The 15,366-nt window shown below is 64.5% G+C and carries 11 protein-coding genes and 1 tRNA gene; 9 read left to right on the forward strand and 3 right to left on the reverse strand.

All coding sequences use genetic code 11. The features are described 5' to 3' along the window. Nucleotides 1-9: 9 nt before the first annotated feature. The gene (locus ACEN9P_RS19910; RefSeq protein ID WP_477664648.1) at nt 10-705 is read left to right on the forward strand and encodes an HAD family hydrolase; all 696 of its coding nucleotides are present in this window, start codon (nt 10-12) and stop codon (nt 703-705) included. Nucleotides 706-741: 36 nt separating this feature from the next. Beyond that, on the forward strand, nt 742-1,374 hold the full coding sequence (locus ACEN9P_RS19915) for a glutathione S-transferase family protein (protein WP_477664649.1): 633 nt from the start codon (nt 742-744) through the stop codon (nt 1,372-1,374). 10 nt (nt 1,375-1,384) lie between these two features. Here ACEN9P_RS19915 and hpnE read toward each other — a convergent pair whose 3' ends face one another. Genes hpnE through hpnC form a run of 3 tightly spaced genes read right to left on the reverse strand, consistent with a single transcriptional unit; the run spans nt 1,385 to nt 4,416 of the window. Then, complete coding sequence (gene hpnE / locus ACEN9P_RS19920; protein ID WP_495620263.1) at nt 1,385-2,665, reverse strand: hydroxysqualene dehydroxylase HpnE; 1,281 nt, start codon at nt 2,663-2,665, stop codon at nt 1,385-1,387. Nucleotides 2,666-2,667: 2 nt separating this feature from the next. Next, the gene (gene hpnD, locus ACEN9P_RS19925) at nt 2,668-3,510 is read right to left on the reverse strand and encodes a presqualene diphosphate synthase HpnD (protein ID WP_477715921.1); all 843 of its coding nucleotides are present in this window, start codon (nt 3,508-3,510) and stop codon (nt 2,668-2,670) included. A 42-nt stretch (nt 3,511-3,552) separates the two neighbouring features. Next, the gene (hpnC, locus tag ACEN9P_RS19930; RefSeq protein ID WP_495620264.1) at nt 3,553-4,416 is read right to left on the reverse strand and encodes a squalene synthase HpnC; all 864 of its coding nucleotides are present in this window, start codon (nt 4,414-4,416) and stop codon (nt 3,553-3,555) included. A 122-nt stretch (nt 4,417-4,538) separates the two neighbouring features. On the opposite strand from hpnC, the gene ACEN9P_RS19935 reads away from it, so the two are divergent. From ACEN9P_RS19935 to lon, 7 genes are all read left to right on the forward strand, one after another. Further along, nucleotides 4,539-5,699 carry an efflux RND transporter periplasmic adaptor subunit gene (locus ACEN9P_RS19935; protein WP_495620265.1) on the forward strand — a complete coding sequence of 387 codons (1,161 nt, stop codon included), beginning with the start codon at nt 4,539-4,541 and terminating at the stop codon, nt 5,697-5,699. 7 nt (nt 5,700-5,706) lie between these two features. Next, nucleotides 5,707-8,952, forward strand: a complete 3,246-nt coding sequence (locus tag ACEN9P_RS19940) for an efflux RND transporter permease subunit (RefSeq protein WP_495620266.1) — start codon at nt 5,707-5,709, stop codon at nt 8,950-8,952. A 117-nt stretch (nt 8,953-9,069) separates the two neighbouring features. Then, nucleotides 9,070-9,156, forward strand: a tRNA-Leu gene (locus ACEN9P_RS19945). A gap of 115 nt (nt 9,157-9,271) precedes the next feature. Continuing rightward, nucleotides 9,272-10,582 carry a trigger factor gene (tig, locus tag ACEN9P_RS19950; RefSeq protein WP_413328385.1) on the forward strand — a complete coding sequence of 437 codons (1,311 nt, stop codon included), beginning with the start codon at nt 9,272-9,274 and terminating at the stop codon, nt 10,580-10,582. Between the two features lie 158 nt (nt 10,583-10,740). Continuing rightward, nucleotides 10,741-11,397 (forward strand): ATP-dependent Clp endopeptidase proteolytic subunit ClpP, encoded by a 657-nt coding sequence (gene clpP, locus ACEN9P_RS19955; protein WP_305790502.1) that lies wholly within the window; start codon nt 10,741-10,743, stop codon nt 11,395-11,397. Nucleotides 11,398-11,547: 150 nt separating this feature from the next. Beyond that, complete coding sequence (clpX, locus tag ACEN9P_RS19960) at nt 11,548-12,813, forward strand: ATP-dependent Clp protease ATP-binding subunit ClpX (protein ID WP_074575347.1); 1,266 nt, start codon at nt 11,548-11,550, stop codon at nt 12,811-12,813. A gap of 116 nt (nt 12,814-12,929) precedes the next feature. Further along, entirely contained in the window at nt 12,930-15,359 is a 2,430-nt protein-coding gene (gene lon, locus ACEN9P_RS19965) for an endopeptidase La (protein WP_477664561.1), read from the forward strand. Nucleotides 15,360-15,366 lie beyond the last annotated feature (7 nt).

The raw sequence follows: 15,366 nt of genomic DNA on the forward strand, positions 1-15,366 counted from the left end.
CTGCTTACCATGCTCGACCTGACCACCATCAAAGCCATCACGCTAGACCTCGATGACACGCTGTGGCCCATCTGGCCGGCCATCGAAAGAGCCGAGAAAGCCCTGGACGACTGGCTCAGCCGGCATGCCCCCATGACCGCGGCGCTGTTTTCCAACCCCGCCGCGCGGCACGAAATCCGCGAGCATGTCACGCGCTCGCGCCCCGAACTCAAGTACAACCTCAGCGCCATACGCCGCGAGGCGATACGGCTGGCGCTGTACCGCTCGCGCGAGGACCCGCTGCTGGCCGAGCCCGCCTTCGATGTTTTTTTTGACGAGCGCAACAAGGTCACGCTGTTTGAGGACGCGGTGCTGGCACTCGAGTTCCTGTCCGACCGCTACCCGCTGGTGGCGGTGTCCAACGGCAATGCCGACATCAGGCGCATAGGCATAGACGGCTATTTCAAGGCCAGCATCAGCGCCCAGCAGTTCGGCGTGGGCAAGCCCGACCCCCGCATCTTCCATGCCGCGGCCGGCGCGGTGGAGGTGCAGCCCGGGGAGGTGCTGCATGTGGGCGACGATGCCACGCTGGACGTGCTGGGCGCGCTCAATTGCGGCATGCAGACGGTGTGGGTCAACCGCTCCGACCAGTTGTGGGCGCACCCGGCCGTGCCGCACGAGACGGTGGCCACGCTGACCGAGCTCTGTGATTTGTTCCCGCGCTGACACTGCAGAGACAAGGTCTTTCATAAGGGGCTTCTCATGACGCTCAAGATTTACGGAACGGCGGCCTCGCGCGCGGCGCGCCCGCTGTGGCTGGTCCATGAGATGGGCCTGGCCCATGAACACATCCCGCTGCCCTTCACGGGCGGCGCCACACGCACCCCGGAGTTCCTGGCCATCAACCCGAACGGCCGGATTCCCGTGGTGGACGACGAAGGCGTGCTGGTCTGGGAGTCCATGGCCTGTGTGCTCTACCTGGCCGAGCGTTTCAAGGCGCCCGGCGTGCCGCTGCTGGCCGCGCAGGACCATGCCGAGCAGGCGGAGATTTTGCGCTGGAGCTTCTGGGTGGTCACCGAGTGCGAAAAAGACGCGCTGGCGTTTTTGATGCACCGCATCCTGATGCCGGCCGACCGCCGCAAGCCCCAGCTGGCCGACGACGCCGAGCGCCACCTGCTGACGCCGCTGCGCGTGCTCGACCAGCACCTGCAGGCCCGCCCCTACCTGGCCGGCGAGCGCTTCACCGCGGCCGACATCTGCGTGGCCTCGGTGCTGGCCTGGGTGCAGGGCGCGGCCGGGCTGATGGAGAAATGCCCGAAGGTGGATGAATGGCTGCAGCGCTGCCTGTCGCGGCCGGCTTACCGCACGGTGCGTGTGCTGGCCAAAAGCGCCTGAATCCGCCCGCTCAATGAAGATGCCGGGCCGCCTCCAGCCCGGAGCGCACCGCGCCTTCCAGCGTGGCGGGGTAGGGCCCGGCGATGTAGTCGCCGCAGGCATACAGGCCGGGCGCGACCTCGGCGCCGGGCCGCAACAGGCCGGGCGTGCAGGCAAAAGTGGCGCGTTTTTCCACGATGGTCTGCACCGCCTGCATGCCGCCCAGCCCCAGGTGCCAGAGTTGCGATTTCGCCTGCGCCAGCACCTGCGCGGTCAGCGTGGCGCTGTCGCCGCTGCTGGCGCTGATCACAAAGGCCAGCAGGCCGGCCGGGCCGCCCAGCTGCCCGCGGTCAAACACGAACTGGGCCGGCTCCGCGGCATTGGACGGCAAGGCCATCATGGGCAGCGGCAGGCACGCGCCTGAAGCCCAGGCATAGACGGTCGTCAGGGCCTCGTGCTGCAGGCCCTGCGTGCGCGCCAGCCAGTCCACCGCGGCCACGCCGCTGCCTTCAACCAGGCGCGCGGCCTCTTGCGGCGGACAGGCCAGCACCACGCAGTCGAAGGCCGCGCTGGCATCGGCGCTCACGACCCAGCCCGAGCCTAGAGGCGCGATGGCCTGCACGCGCGCGCCCAGCTGCGGCGCATTGCCCTGCGCGGCCAGCCAGGACAGCGCCGCATCGGGCAGCAGGGTGCTGAGGTCGGTGCGCGGCAGCAGCAGGTTGGAGCCGCCGCTCTCCGAAAAAAGCGCGTCATGCATCACGCGCAGGAACACCTGGCCGCTGGCGCGTTCGGCGGGCGTGTTGAGCGCCGAGACGCACAGCGGTTCGATCAGCGCGGCCATGGCGCCGGGCGCCAGGCCGCGGCACAGGTCGGCCACCGACTCGCCGGGCTTGCACTGGAATTTCTTGAGCTGCCAACCCACCGCGAGCTTGAGCATGGAAAATTTGTCGCCCAGTGGCCAGTCGCGCGCCAGCAGGATGCCGGCCAGCGCATCGACCGGGGCTGGCAGCTGCGGCAGCTTCAGGCCGCCGCCATCGGGAAACTGCAATGTCAGCGGCATCCTCAGCAGCGTGGCCTCGGTGTCCACGCCCAGGTCTTTCATCAGGCGCAGGGTTTCGGCATAAGCGCCTATCAGGATGTGCTGGCCGTTGTCCAGCACCACCGGTTCGCCCTGCAGGGTGGCGCCCACCCGGCGCGCGCGGCCGCCCGCTGTGCGGGTGGTTTCAAACAAGGTGGCCTGGTAGCCCAGGCGGGTGGCTTCGACGGCAGCGGCGCAGCCGGCCCAGCCCGCGCCAATCACTGCAACCCTCATGGTCAGACAACTCGTCCGAAAGCCTGCGTTTTCCAGGCCAGCCAGAATTTGCGCAGCGGCGTGAGGCTCACGCGCTGGTGCAGCACCTGGTAGCCGTCGGCGGCGATTTCGCGCAACAGGGTGCGGTAGATGCTGGCCATCATCAGGCCGGGCTTTTGCGCGCGGCGGTCGGTTTCGGGCAGCATGGCCAGCGCTTCGTCGTAAAGCGCCAGGGCGCGCTCGGTCTGGAATTTCATGAGCGCGGTAAAGCGGTCGGAGTACTGGCGCTTCAAGATCTCGTGCGCTTTCACGTCGAACTGCTGCAGCTCGTTGACGGGCAGGTAGATGCGCCCGCGCATCGCGTCTTCACCCACGTCGCGGATGATGTTGGTGAGCTGGAAGGCCAGGCCCAGCTTGTGGGCGTAGGCGGTGGTGGCCTCGTCGGCCTGGCCGAAAATCCGCGCGGCCACCTCGCCCACGATGCCGGCCACCAGGTGGCAATACTGCTTGAGCCCGGGGAAGTCGAGGTAGCGGTTTTGCTCCAGGTCCATCTGGCAGCCGTCGATCACGGCCTGCAGGTGGCGCGCCTCGATGCGGTAGGTGGCGGCCAGCGGCATCAGCGCTTTCATGACCGGGTGTGTCGGCTCGCCGGCATAGGATTTCAGGACCTCGTTTTGCCACCAGGCCAGCTTGGTGCGGGCCACGCCGGGGTCGGTGACCTCGTCGACCACGTCGTCGATCTCGCGGCAAAAGGCATAAAAAGCCGTGATGGCGGCGCGCCGCTCTTTGGGTAAAAACAGGAAGGCGTAATAAAAACTGCTGCCGGATGCGGCGGCTTTTTGCTGGACATACTGCTCAGGCGTCATGCGGCGATTGTCACATGGGATGCCGCGTCTTCATGGGCCGGATCAGCGCATCCACAAGGCGCGCCAGCCCATCAGCAGCAAGTCCCAGGGCTTGAGCTTGGGGCGCCGCTGCAAGGTGTTAAAGCCCTGCGCTTCTATCTTGTCCAGGATGCGCAGGCCGCCTTGCACCACCAGGCGCAGCTCCCAGCCGCCGCGCCCGGGAATCTTCTTGCACAGGGGCGCACCTCTGAGCATCATGGCCCGCGCGGCATGCACATGGGCCGCGATCAGCGCGAGGGTGGCCGGGTTGGCTTGCAGCGCCAGCAACTGCGCTTCATCGACGCCGTGGCGGGCCCAGGCGTCGGCCGGCAGGTAGATGCGGCCGCGCGGAATGTCCACGCCCAGGTCTTGCCAGAAATTGATCAGCTGCAGGGCGGTGCAGATGTCGTCGCTCATCCGCAGCGAAGCGGCGTCCTGGATGCCGTAGAGGTGCAGCAGCAGCCGGCCCACGGGGTTGGCCGAACGCTTGCAGTAGTCCAGCAGTTCAGCTTCGTCGGCATAACGCTGCTTGACCGCATCCTGCTCAAAAGCGCTGAGCAAATCGGCCAGCAGGCTGACGGGCAGTTCGAACCGGGCCAGCTGGGGGCGTAGCTGCTCAAAGACCGGCGCCCAGCGCGGGGAGGGCGGCAGGCCCGCTGCGGTCGCCATCAGGTCGGCGCGATAGGCGGCCAGCTCGTCCAGCCGGGCCTGCGGCGTGGCTTCGCCCTCATCGGCGATGTCGTCGGCCGTGCGGGCAAACCAGTAAATAGCCGCGATGGGCGGGCGTAGCTGCGGCGGGCATAGCAGCGAGGCCACGGGGAAGTTTTCATAGTGCGACACCCCCTGAAGGGGAACCGGGGCGCTGGGCTGTTGGAGGCCTGGGGTCATGCGGGCGATTGTCGCTTGACAAGCCTCAGCATTTACCCTAGATTACTAACCGGTCAGTCAGTAGTGAGTTTTCCAAGCTTCTCCTGGCTGCATGCCGTCCGAGTTTTCACACCAATCCGACCATGAATAAAACCGTTTTCTCCGTGGTGGGCGCTGCTCTATTGCTGGCCGCCTGTTCCAAGCCCGCCCCACCCGAAGAGCCGGTTCGCGCCGTGAAGGTGCTCACCGTGGGGACCGACGCGTTTTCGTCCAGCCATGAGTATGCGGGCGAAGTCAAAGCCCAGGTCGAGTCCAGGCTGGGCTTTCGGGTCGGCGGCAAGATCATCAAGCGCCAGGCCGAGCTCGGCCAGCGCGTCAAGGCCGGGCAGGTGCTGGCCCAGCTGGACCCGCAAGACTTCAGGCTGGCCGCCGATGCGGCCCGTGCCCAGGTGGCTGCGGCCAGCACCAACCGCGACCTGGCCGCTGCCGACTTCAAGCGCTACAAGGAGCTCAAGGAGCAGAACTTCATCAGTGGCGCCGAGCTGGAGCGCCGCGAAACCACCCTCAAGGCGGCGCAGGCGCAGCTCGAGCAGGCGCAATCGCAGTTCGCCGTGCAGGGCAACCAGGCCAATTACGCGGCCTTGGTCGCCGATGTGTCGGGTGTGGTGACCGCCATCGAGGCCGAGCCTGGCCAGGTTGTGGCGGCAGGCGCGCCGGTGGTGCGCATCGCGGCCGACGGTGTGCGCGACGTGGTGTTCTCGGTGCCCGAAGACAAGGTGGCCGGCATCAAGGCCGGATCGGCGGTCAAGATACGCGTCTGGTCGCAAAATGCCGATCTGGCCGGCAAGGTCCGTGAAGTCGCTGCCAGCAGCGACCCGGTCACGCGCACCTATACCGTCAAGGTTTCTATCGATGCCAAGGAGCCGCCGCCGCTGGGCGCCACGGTGTATGTGGTGCCGGAATCGGGCAGCGCCGTCGGCCTGCCAGTGATCAAGCTGCCGACCACGGCGCTGCGCCAGGAAGGCAAGGCCACGGCCGTGTGGGTGGTCGACAAGGCCAGCATGACGGTCAAGCCGCAAATCATCCAGGTCGCCACAGCCGACGGCAACGACGTGGTCGTGGCCTCGGGACTGCAAGCCGGCATGCTGGTGGTGAGCGCCGGCGTGCATGTGCTGTCGCCGGGCCAGAAAGTCACTTTCTACCAGCCCAGTGTGGCCCTGGCCGGCGCCACGCCGGCGCAGACCAGCCCGAATGCCATGGCTGCCGCCGCGGCGCCCGCATCCGCTGCCTCCGGCGCGAAGTGAGGCGGCCATGACGCAAGCCCACCACGACGGCAACAGCCCTGCCGGCGAACTCGCTCCGCCCTCGACCCGCTTCAACCTTTCCAAATGGGCGCTGGACCATCCGGCGCTCACGCGCTACCTGCTGCTGGTGCTGATGATCCTGGGCTTCGCGTCCTATTTCCAGCTCGGGCAGGACGAGGACCCGCCTTTCACCTTCCGCGCCATGGTGGTGCGTACCTACTGGCCGGGCGCCACGGCGCAGCAGGTGGCCGAGCAGGTCACCGACAAGCTGGAACGCACGCTGCAGGAAGCGCCGTATGCCGACCGCATCCGCAGCTATTCCAAGCCCGGCGAGTCGCAGATCATTTTCCAGATCAAGGACTCCTCCAAACCCAGCGAGGTCGCCAACGTCTGGTATTCGGTGCGCAAAAAAATCGGCGACATGCGCGGCACCTTGCCGGGCGGCATACAGGGGCCTTTCTTCAACGACGAATTCGGCGATGTCTACGGCGTGATCTACGCGCTGGAATCCGACGGCTTCAACTATGCCGAGCTCAAGACCTTTGCCGACGACGTGCGCCAGCAGCTGCTGCGCGTGCCGGACGTGAGCAAGGTCGAGCTCTTCGGCGTGCAGGACGAAAAAGTCTTTATCGAGATCTCGCAAAAGCGCCTGGCGCAGCTGGGGCTGGACCTGAACCAGGTACTGGCCCAGCTCGGCCAGCAAAACGCCGTTGAGGCGGCCGGGGCGGTGCAGACGCCGCTGGACGTGGTGCAGGTGCGGGTGGCGGGCCAGTTCGAAGTGATAGAGCAGTTGCGCGCCATGCCGATACGCGGCAGCTCGGGCGGCCAGCTGCGGCTGGGCGACATCGCCGAGATCAAGCGCGGCTATGTGGACCCGCCTTCCGTGAAGGTGCACCACCAGGGCAAGGAAGTGATCGCGCTGGGCGTGTCCATGGCCAAGGGCGGCGACATCATCGCGCTGGGCAAGTCGCTCACGGCGCTGTCGGCCCGTATCGACAAAACCCTGCCGGCCGGCATCAAGCTGGTGAACGTGCAGAACCAACCCAAGGCGGTGGCCACCTCGGTGAACGAGTTTGTGCGCGTGCTGATCGAGGCCGTGGTGATCGTGCTGGCGGTGAGCTTCATCAGCCTGGGCTTTCACAAACGCCCGGACAACGGGGCTGGCCCCTTGCCGATCTGGAAGCGCTATTACATCGACATGCGGCCCGGCCTGGTGGTGGGCATCACCATCCCGCTGGTGTTGAGCCTGACTTTCCTGGCCATGTGGTACTACGGCATAGGCCTGCACAAGATTTCGCTGGGCTCGCTGATCATCGCGCTGGGCCTGCTGGTGGACGACGCCATCATTGCCGTCGAGATGATGGTGCGCAAGATGGAGGAGGGCTACGACAAGGTGCGCGCCGCCACCTTTGCCTATGAGATCACCGCCATGCCCATGCTGACAGGCACGCTGATCACCGCCACCGGCTTTTTGCCCATCGGCCTGGCCAAATCCACCACCGGTGAATACACCTTCGCGATTTTCGCGGTGACGGTGATCGCGCTGGTGCTGAGCTGGATCGTCTCGGTGTACTTTGTGCCCTACCTGGGAACGCTGCTGCTCAAGGTGCCGCCGCACGTGCAGGAAGTGGCTGCCGGCAAGGACAGCCCGCACGAGATGTTCGACAGCCCGTTTTACAGCAACTTCCGTAAAACGGTGGACTGGTGCGTGGAGCACCGCTGGCTCACCATAGGCGCCACCGTGCTGATCTTCGTGCTGGGCATCGTGGGCATGGGCAAGGTGCAGCAGCAGTTCTTCCCCGATTCCAGCCGGCCCGAGATCATGGTCGACATCTGGTTCCCCGAAGGCACCTCCTTTGCCGCCAACGAGGCCACCGCCAAACGCGTGGAGCAGCGCCTGATGCGGGAGGAGGGCGTGAGTTCGGTCAGCACCTGGCTGGGCTCGGGCGTGCCGCGCTTTTACCTGCCGCTGGACCAGGTCTTTCCGCAGACCAACGTCTCGCAGATGATTGTGCTGCCCAAGGACCTGAAGGTGCGCGAGTCGCTGCGCATCAAGCTGCCGGCCCTGCTGGCCACCGAATTCCCCGAGGTGCGCGGCCGCGTCAAGCTGCTGCCCAACGGCCCGCCCGTGCCCTATCCGGTGCAGTTCCGCGTGGTGGGCATAGACCCGCTGGTGCTGCGCGAGCGCGCCGACGAGGTCAAGGCCGTGATGCGCGAAAGCGGCAATACGCGCGGCGTGAACGACAACTGGAACGAGTCGGTGAAGGTGCTGCGCCTGGAGGTGGACCAGGCCAAGGCGCGTGCGCTGGGCGTGACCAGCCAGTCGATCGCTCAGGCCTCGCGCACCATCCTGGCCGGCACGCCCGTGGGCCAGTTCCGCGAAGGCGACAAGCTGATCGACATCGTGCTGCGCCAGCCGCTGGACGAGCGCAATGCGATCACCGACATCGGCAATGCCTACCTGCCCACGGCGTCGGGTAAATCGATTCCGCTCACGCAGATCGCCAAGCCGGTGTTCACCTGGGAGCCGGGCGTGATGTGGCGCGAGAACCGCGACTACGCCATCACGGTGCAAAGCGACATCGTCGAAGGCCTGCAGGGCGCCACCGTCACGCAGGAACTGATGCCCAAGCTCAAGGCACTGGAAGCGAAATGGCTGGAAAAAGGCCTGCAGGGCTACCGTATCCAGGTGGCCGGCGCGGTGGAGGAAAGCAGCAAGGGCTCGTCCTCGATTGTTGCCGGCCTGCCGGTCGCGCTGTTTATCGTGCTGACCCTGCTGATGCTGCAACTGCACAGCTTCAGCCGTTCCATCCTGGCCTTTGTGACGGGCTTCATGGGCATCGCGGGGGTGGCCGGGGCGCTGCTGGCGCTGAACCGGCCCTTCGGTTTCGTGGCGCTGCTGGGCGTGATTGCGCTGTTCGGCATGATCATCCGCAACTCGGTGATCCTGATCGACCAGATCGAGCAGGACCGTGCCCGCGGCGTGCCGACCTGGAACGCGATCGTCGAGGCGGCCGTGCGCCGGCTGCGGCCCATCGTGCTGACGGCCGCCGCCGCCGTGCTGGCCATGATCCCGCTGTCGCGCAGTGTGTTCTGGGGGCCGATGGCGGTCGCCATCATGGGCGGGCTGATTGTGGCGACGGTGCTGACTTTGCTGGCCTTGCCTGCAATGTATGCGGCGTGGTTCCGGGTCAAACGCGAAGACAGGCTGCAGGCCGGGCCGCCCACGGCCGAGAAGCCATTGCCGGCCTGATTCTCTGCGGCCGGCCACCCGGACGCAAAAACCGGGCGCGATACGGCTAAAATAGAGAGTTGACCGATTTCAAGCGGGGATTCGGAGGTTTTTCGGATTCCCGTTTTTATTTCCGGCGCGCGGGTGGCGAAATTGGTAGACGCACCAGGTTTAGGTCCTGACGCCAGCAATGGTGTGGGGGTTCGAGTCCCCCCCCGCGCACCACCCTGAGGCTTGCGGGCGGCAGTTCTTGCGTCCATGCGCTCAGTCGTTGCGGAAAACCCGCGACATGCCAGGTGAAAACCTGTTTTGACTACTTTTTGATCTTAGGAAGACCATCATGGCCGTGACTGTTGAAACCCTTGAAAAGCTCGAGCGCAAGATGACGCTCACGCTGCCCGTCAACACCATCCAGTCGGAAGTTGACACCCGCCTCAAGCGCCTGGCCCGCACGGTCAAGATGGACGGCTTCCGTCCCGGCAAGGTTCCCATGAATGTCGTGGCCCAGCGCTACGGCTACTCGGTGCACTACGAGGTCATGAACGACAAGGTCGGTGAAGCCTTTGCCGTGGCCGCCAACGAAGCCAAGCTGCGCGTTGCCGGCCAGCCCCGCATCAGCGAAAAAGAGGGCGCCCCCGAAGGCGAACTCGCGTTCGACGCGGTCTTCGAGGTCTATCCCGAAGTCAAGATCGCCGACCTGTCGAACGCCCAGGTCGAAAAAGTCAGCGCCGAAGTCAGCGACGCGGCCATCGACAAGACCCTGGACATCCTGCGCAAGCAGCGCCGCACCTTCGCCCAGCGCGCCGCCGATGCGCCCGCGCAGGACGGCGACCGTGCCACCATCGACTTTGAAGGCAAGATCGACGGCGAACCCTTTGCCGGCGGCAAGGCCGAGGACTACCAGTTCCTGATCGGCGACGGCCAGATGCTCAAGGAATTCGAAGACGCCGTGCGCGGCATGAAGACCGGCGAAAGCAAGACTTTCCCGCTGAACTTCCCGGCCGATTACCACGGCAAGGACGTGGCCGGCAAACAGGCCGACTTCCTCGTGACCGTCAAGAAGATCGAAGCCGCCCACCTGCCCGAAGTCAATGAAGCCCTGGCCAAGTCCCTGGGCATCGCCGATGCGACGGTTGAAGGCCTGCGCGCCGACATCAAGAAAAACCTCGAGCGCGAAGTCAAGTTCCGCCTGCTGGCCCGCAACAAGAACGCCGTGATGGACGCGCTGGTCGCCAACGCCGAACTCGACCTGCCCAAGTCCAGCGTGCAGGCTGAACTGGACCGCATGGTCGAAGGCGCGCGCGCCGACCTGAAGCAGCGCGGCATCAAAGACGCCGACAAGGCGCCGATTCCCGAAGAAATCTTCCGCCCGCAAGCCGAAAAGCGCGTGCGCCTGGGTCTGGTGGTGGCCGAACTGGTGCGTACCAACGAACTGCAGGCCAAGCCCGAGCAGCTCAAGGCCCACATTGAAGAGCTGGCCGCCAGCTACGAAAAACCGCAGGACGTGGTGCGCTGGTACCTGAGCGACAACCGCCGCATGGCCGAAGTCGAGGCGGTTGTGATCGAAAACAACGTCACCGACTTCGTGCTGGGCAAGGCCAAGGTCACCGAAAAAGCCATTTCCTTCGACGACCTGATGGGCCAGAACTGATTCTTCAGCGTCTTTGCTGACATTGGGGCTTGTGCTTTGCGGCGCAGGCCCCAATTTCTTTGGGCTACGGCATCGGCAGCCCGCGAGTGCGCCGCCAGCCTTCGCCGGAATTCCCGGGTGGAATTTTTGGGTACAGTACAAACATCTCTGGAGAACACATGATGGTCCGAAACAGTATTTACGGCGGCGCCCATACCGGCCCGCAAGCCGGCGCCCTGGATGCGCAAGGCCTGGGCATGGTGCCCATGGTCATCGAGCAGTCCGGTCGCGGCGAGCGCTCCTACGACATTTACTCGCGCCTGCTCAAGGAACGCGTGATCTTCCTGGTGGGCCCGGTCAACGACCAGACGGCCAACCTGGTGGTGGCCCAGCTCCTGTTCCTGGAAAGCGAAAACCCGGACAAGGACATTTCCTTCTACATCAACTCGCCGGGCGGCTCCGTCACCGCCGGCATGGCGATTTACGACACCATGCAGTTCATCAAGCCCGACGTCTCCACGCTCTGCGTGGGCATGGCGGCCAGCATGGGCGCTTTCCTGCTGTCGGCCGGCGCCAAGGGCAAGCGCTTTTCGCTGCCGAATTCGCGCGTAATGATCCACCAGCCCTCGGGCGGTGCCCAGGGCCAGGCGACGGACATCGAAATCCACGCCCGTGACATCCTCAAGACGCGCGACCAGCTCAACCGCATCCTGGCGGCCAATACCGGCCAGCCGATCGAGAAGATCGAGCGCGACACCGAGCGTGACTACTTCATGTTCGCGGACGACGCCAAGGAATACGGCCTGGTCGACCAGGTGATCGCCAAGCGGCCTTAAGCGTCCCCGGGGCGGTCAAGCCGGCTTGGCCGGCCCGACCCCCTCAAGTTGCTCTGCAACAACGGCGTTTTCTGTAACAGAAACGCCGTTTTTTTATTGGTTATCATTAGGTAACAGTTCCCTTCAGGCTCCTTAAAGGCATCCCCACCAATGGCCGAGAAAAAAGGCTCCTCCAGCGAAAAGACTTTGCACTGCTCTTTTTGCGGTAAAAGTCAGCACGAAGTCAAAAAACTGATCGCTGGCCCCTCGGTATTCATTTGCGACGAATGCATCGATCTCTGCAACGAGATCATTCGCGACGAACTCCCCGCCGGCGAAGATGTCCGCGAAACCCGCACCGATTTGCCCACTCCCCTGGAAATCAAGGGAACCCTCGACGGCTATGTGATCGGACAGGAACCGGCCAAGCGCACGCTGGCCGTGGCCGTCTACAACCACTACAAACGTCTGCGCCACAAGGAAAAAGCCAAAAAAGACGACGTTGAGCTGACCAAGAGCAATATCCTGCTGATCGGCCCCACCGGCTCGGGCAAGACCCTGCTGGCCCAGACGCTGGCGCGCACCCTCAATGTGCCCTTCGTGATGGCCGACGCCACCACGCTGACCGAGGCCGGTTACGTGGGTGAGGACGTCGAAAACATCATCCAGAAGCTGCTGCAGAGCTGCAACTATGAAGTCGAGCGCGCCCAGCAGGGCATCGTCTACATCGACGAAATCGACAAAATCTCGCGCAAGTCCGACAACCCGTCCATCACGCGCGACGTGTCGGGCGAGGGCGTTCAACAGGCGCTGCTCAAGTTGATCGAAGGCACCATGGCCTCGGTGCCGCCGCAGGGCGGCCGCAAGCACCCGAACCAGGATTTCCTGCAGGTGGACACCACCAACATCCTGTTCATCTGCGGCGGCGCCTTCGCCGGCCTGGAAAAAGTCATCGAAAACCGCACGGAAGCCTCGGGCATGGGTTTTGGCGCGACCGTCAAGAGCAAAAAATCCCGCACCCTGACCGAAGCCTTCAAGGAGGTCGAGCCGGAAGATCTGATCAAGTTCGGACTGATCCCCGAACTGGTCGGCCGCATGCCCGTGGTCGCCACGCTGGCCGAGCTCAGCGAAGACGCCCTGGTGCAGATCCTGACCGAGCCGAAAAACGCCGTCGTCAAGCAGTTCAGCAAGCTGCTGGCCATGGAAGGCGTGGACCTCGAGATTCGCCCCTCTGCGCTCAAGGCCATCGCCCGCAAGGCCCTGGCCCGCAAAACGGGTGCGCGCGGCCTGCGCTCCATCCTGGAGCAGTCGCTGATCGACACCATGTTTGACCTGCCCAATGCCAGCAATGTGGACAAGGTTGTTGTGGACGAGTCCACAATCGAAGAAAACAAGGCCCCCCTGCTCGTGTACCGTGAAGCGGCCAAGAAAGCCTGAATCCCCCAAAGGCTGGCCGGAATGCTTGAAAAGCGCTCCCCTGCGCCCCATGTCTGGGTTGATTGTGTTTCGCCGGGCCATGCAACTGGCCGTCACGGCTAACGTTTAAGGTTTATATGTCCGGACAAACTTCATTGCCTTCCACCCCCATTGACCTCCCCCTCCTGCCTTTGCGGGACGTGGTGGTCTTTCCGCACATGGTGATCCCGCTGTTCGTGGGCCGCCCCAAGAGCATCAAGGCGCTGGAGTCGGCCATGGAAGCCGAGCGCCGCATCATGCTGGTGGCGCAAAAAGCCGCCGCCAAGGACGAGCCCTCGGTCGAGGACATGTTTGAGGTCGGTTGCGTGGCCACCATCCTGCAACTGCTCAAGCTGCCCGACGGCACCGTGAAGGTGCTGGTTGAAGGCCAGCAGCGCGCCAGCGTCAACAAGATTGAAGAAGGCGAGCAACATTTCTCGGCCAACGTCACGCCCGTCGAAACCGTGGCCGTGGTTGCCGGCGACAAGACCAGCGAAATCGAGGCCTTGCGCCGGGCCGTGATGCAGCAGTTCGACCACTACGTCAAACTGAACAAAAAGATTCCGCCCGAAATTCTCACTTCGATCTCCAGCATCGACGATGCCGGCCGCCTGGCCGACACGATTGCCGCGCACCTGCCGCTCAAGCTCGACGCGAAGCAGGTCATCCTGGACCTGGCCAACGTCAAGGCGCGGCTCGAAAACCTTTATGAGCAGCTCGAGCGCGAAGTCGACATCCTCAATGTCGACAAGAAGATCCGCGGCCGCGTGAAGCGCCAGATGGAAAAGAACCAGCGCGACTTCTACCTCAACGAGCAGGTCAAAGCCATCCAGAAGGAACTGGGCGAAGGCGAAGAGGGCGCCGACATCGAGGAGATCGAGAAGAAGATCAAGACGGCCAAGATGCCGCAGGAAGCCCGTAAAAAAGCCGAGAGCGAGCTCAAGAAGCTCAAGCTCATGTCGCCCATGTCCGCCGAGGCGACCGTGGTGCGCACCTACATCGACGTGCTGACCGGCCTGCCCTGGAGCAAGAAGACCAAGATCAAGCACGACCTGGGCAATGCCGAGAACGTGCTCAACGAAGACCACTACGGGCTCGAGAAGGTCAAGGACCGCATCGTCGAGTACCTCGCGGTGCAGCAGCGCGTCGACAAGCTCAAGGCGCCCATCCTGTGCCTGGTCGGGCCTCCCGGCGTGGGCAAGACCTCGCTGGGCCAGTCCATCGCCAAGGCGACCGGCCGCAAGTATGTGCGCATGGCCCTGGGCGGCATGCGCGACGAGGCGGAAATCCGCGGCCACCGCCGCACTTATATCGGTGCCTTGCCGGGCAAGGTCCTGCAAAGCCTGACCAAAGCCGGCACGCGCAACCCGCTGTTCCTGCTCGACGAGATCGACAAGCTGGGCACCGACTTCCGGGGCGACCCTTCCAGCGCCTTGCTGGAAGTGCTGGACCCGGAACAGAACCATACCTTCGGCGACCACTACGTCGAGGTTGACTTCGACCTCAGCGACGTGATGTTCGTGGCCACCTCGAACTCGATGAACATTCCGCCGGCCCTGTTGGACCGCATGGAAGTCATCCGCCTGTCCGGCTACACCGAGGACGAAAAAACCAGCATCGCCATGCGCTACCTGCTGCCCAAGCAGGTCAAGAACAACGGCGTGAAGGAAGGCGAGCTCGAGGTGCAGGAGCAGGCCGTGCGCGACATCGTGCGCTACTACACACGCGAAGCCGGCGTGCGTTCGCTGGAGCGCGAACTCTCCAAGATCTGCCGCAAGGTCATCAAGGGCATACAGCTCAAGAAGATGGAACCCAAGGTCGTGGTCACGCCGGACAATCTCAATGAGTTCCTGGGCGTGCGCAAATACAACTACGGCCGCGCCGAGCAGCAGAACCAAGTCGGCCAGGTCGTGGGCCTGGCATGGACCGAAGTCGGCGGCGACCTGCTGACCATTGAGGCGGCCATCATGCCCGGCAAGGGCGTGATCACGCGCACCGGTTCGCTCGGCGACGTCATGAAAGAGTCCGTGGAAGCCGCGCGCACGGTGGTGCGCAGCCGCGCCAAGGTGCTGGGCATCAAGGACGAGATGTTCGAAAAGCGTGACATCCACATCCACGTGCCCGACGGCGCGACGCCCAAGGACGGCCCGAGCGCCGGCGCCGCGATGACGACGGCCTTTGTGTCCGCATTGACCGGCATCCCGGTGCGCGGCGACGTGGCCATGACGGGCGAGATCACGCTGCGTGGTGAAGTCACGGCGATCGGCGGCCTGAAGGAAAAACTGCTGGCAGCCTTGCGCGGCGGCATCAAGACGGTGTTGATCCCCGAAGAAAACGCCAAGGACCTGCAGGAGATTCCCGACAACGTCAAAAGCGGCCTGGAGATCGTGCCGGTGAAATGGATAGACCAGGTGCTGCAGGTTGCGCTGGAGCGCCAGCCTGTTCCCTTGACGGATGAAGAAGCCGCCGTTGCCGCGCAGGCCGCCGCGGCTGCGCCGGCGGAAGCCGCGGGCACGGTCAAACATTGAATCTTTC

This window comes from Polaromonas sp. Polasp52 (assembly GCF_059491565.1).

What these genes read in the sequence shown, in the direction of transcription:
- ACEN9P_RS19910 (WP_477664648.1), top strand. Translation starts at nt 10, where the DNA reads ATGCTCGACCTGACCACCATCAAAGCCATCACGCTAGACCTCGATGAC.
- ACEN9P_RS19915 (WP_477664649.1), top strand. Translation starts at nt 742, where the DNA reads ATGACGCTCAAGATTTACGGAACGGCGGCCTCGCGCGCGGCGCGCCCG.
- hpnE (WP_495620263.1), bottom strand. Translation starts at nt 2,665, where the DNA reads ATGAGGGTTGCAGTGATTGGCGCGGGCTGGGCCGGCTGCGCCGCTGCC.
- hpnD (WP_477715921.1), bottom strand. Translation starts at nt 3,510, where the DNA reads ATGACGCCTGAGCAGTATGTCCAGCAAAAAGCCGCCGCATCCGGCAGC.
- hpnC (WP_495620264.1), bottom strand. Translation starts at nt 4,416, where the DNA reads ATGACCCCAGGCCTCCAACAGCCCAGCGCCCCGGTTCCCCTTCAGGGG.
- ACEN9P_RS19935 (WP_495620265.1), top strand. Translation starts at nt 4,539, where the DNA reads ATGAATAAAACCGTTTTCTCCGTGGTGGGCGCTGCTCTATTGCTGGCC.
- ACEN9P_RS19940 (WP_495620266.1), top strand. Translation starts at nt 5,707, where the DNA reads ATGACGCAAGCCCACCACGACGGCAACAGCCCTGCCGGCGAACTCGCT.
- tig (WP_413328385.1), top strand. Translation starts at nt 9,272, where the DNA reads ATGGCCGTGACTGTTGAAACCCTTGAAAAGCTCGAGCGCAAGATGACG.
- clpP (WP_305790502.1), top strand. Translation starts at nt 10,741, where the DNA reads ATGATGGTCCGAAACAGTATTTACGGCGGCGCCCATACCGGCCCGCAA.
- clpX (WP_074575347.1), top strand. Translation starts at nt 11,548, where the DNA reads ATGGCCGAGAAAAAAGGCTCCTCCAGCGAAAAGACTTTGCACTGCTCT.
- lon (WP_477664561.1), top strand. Translation starts at nt 12,930, where the DNA reads ATGTCCGGACAAACTTCATTGCCTTCCACCCCCATTGACCTCCCCCTC.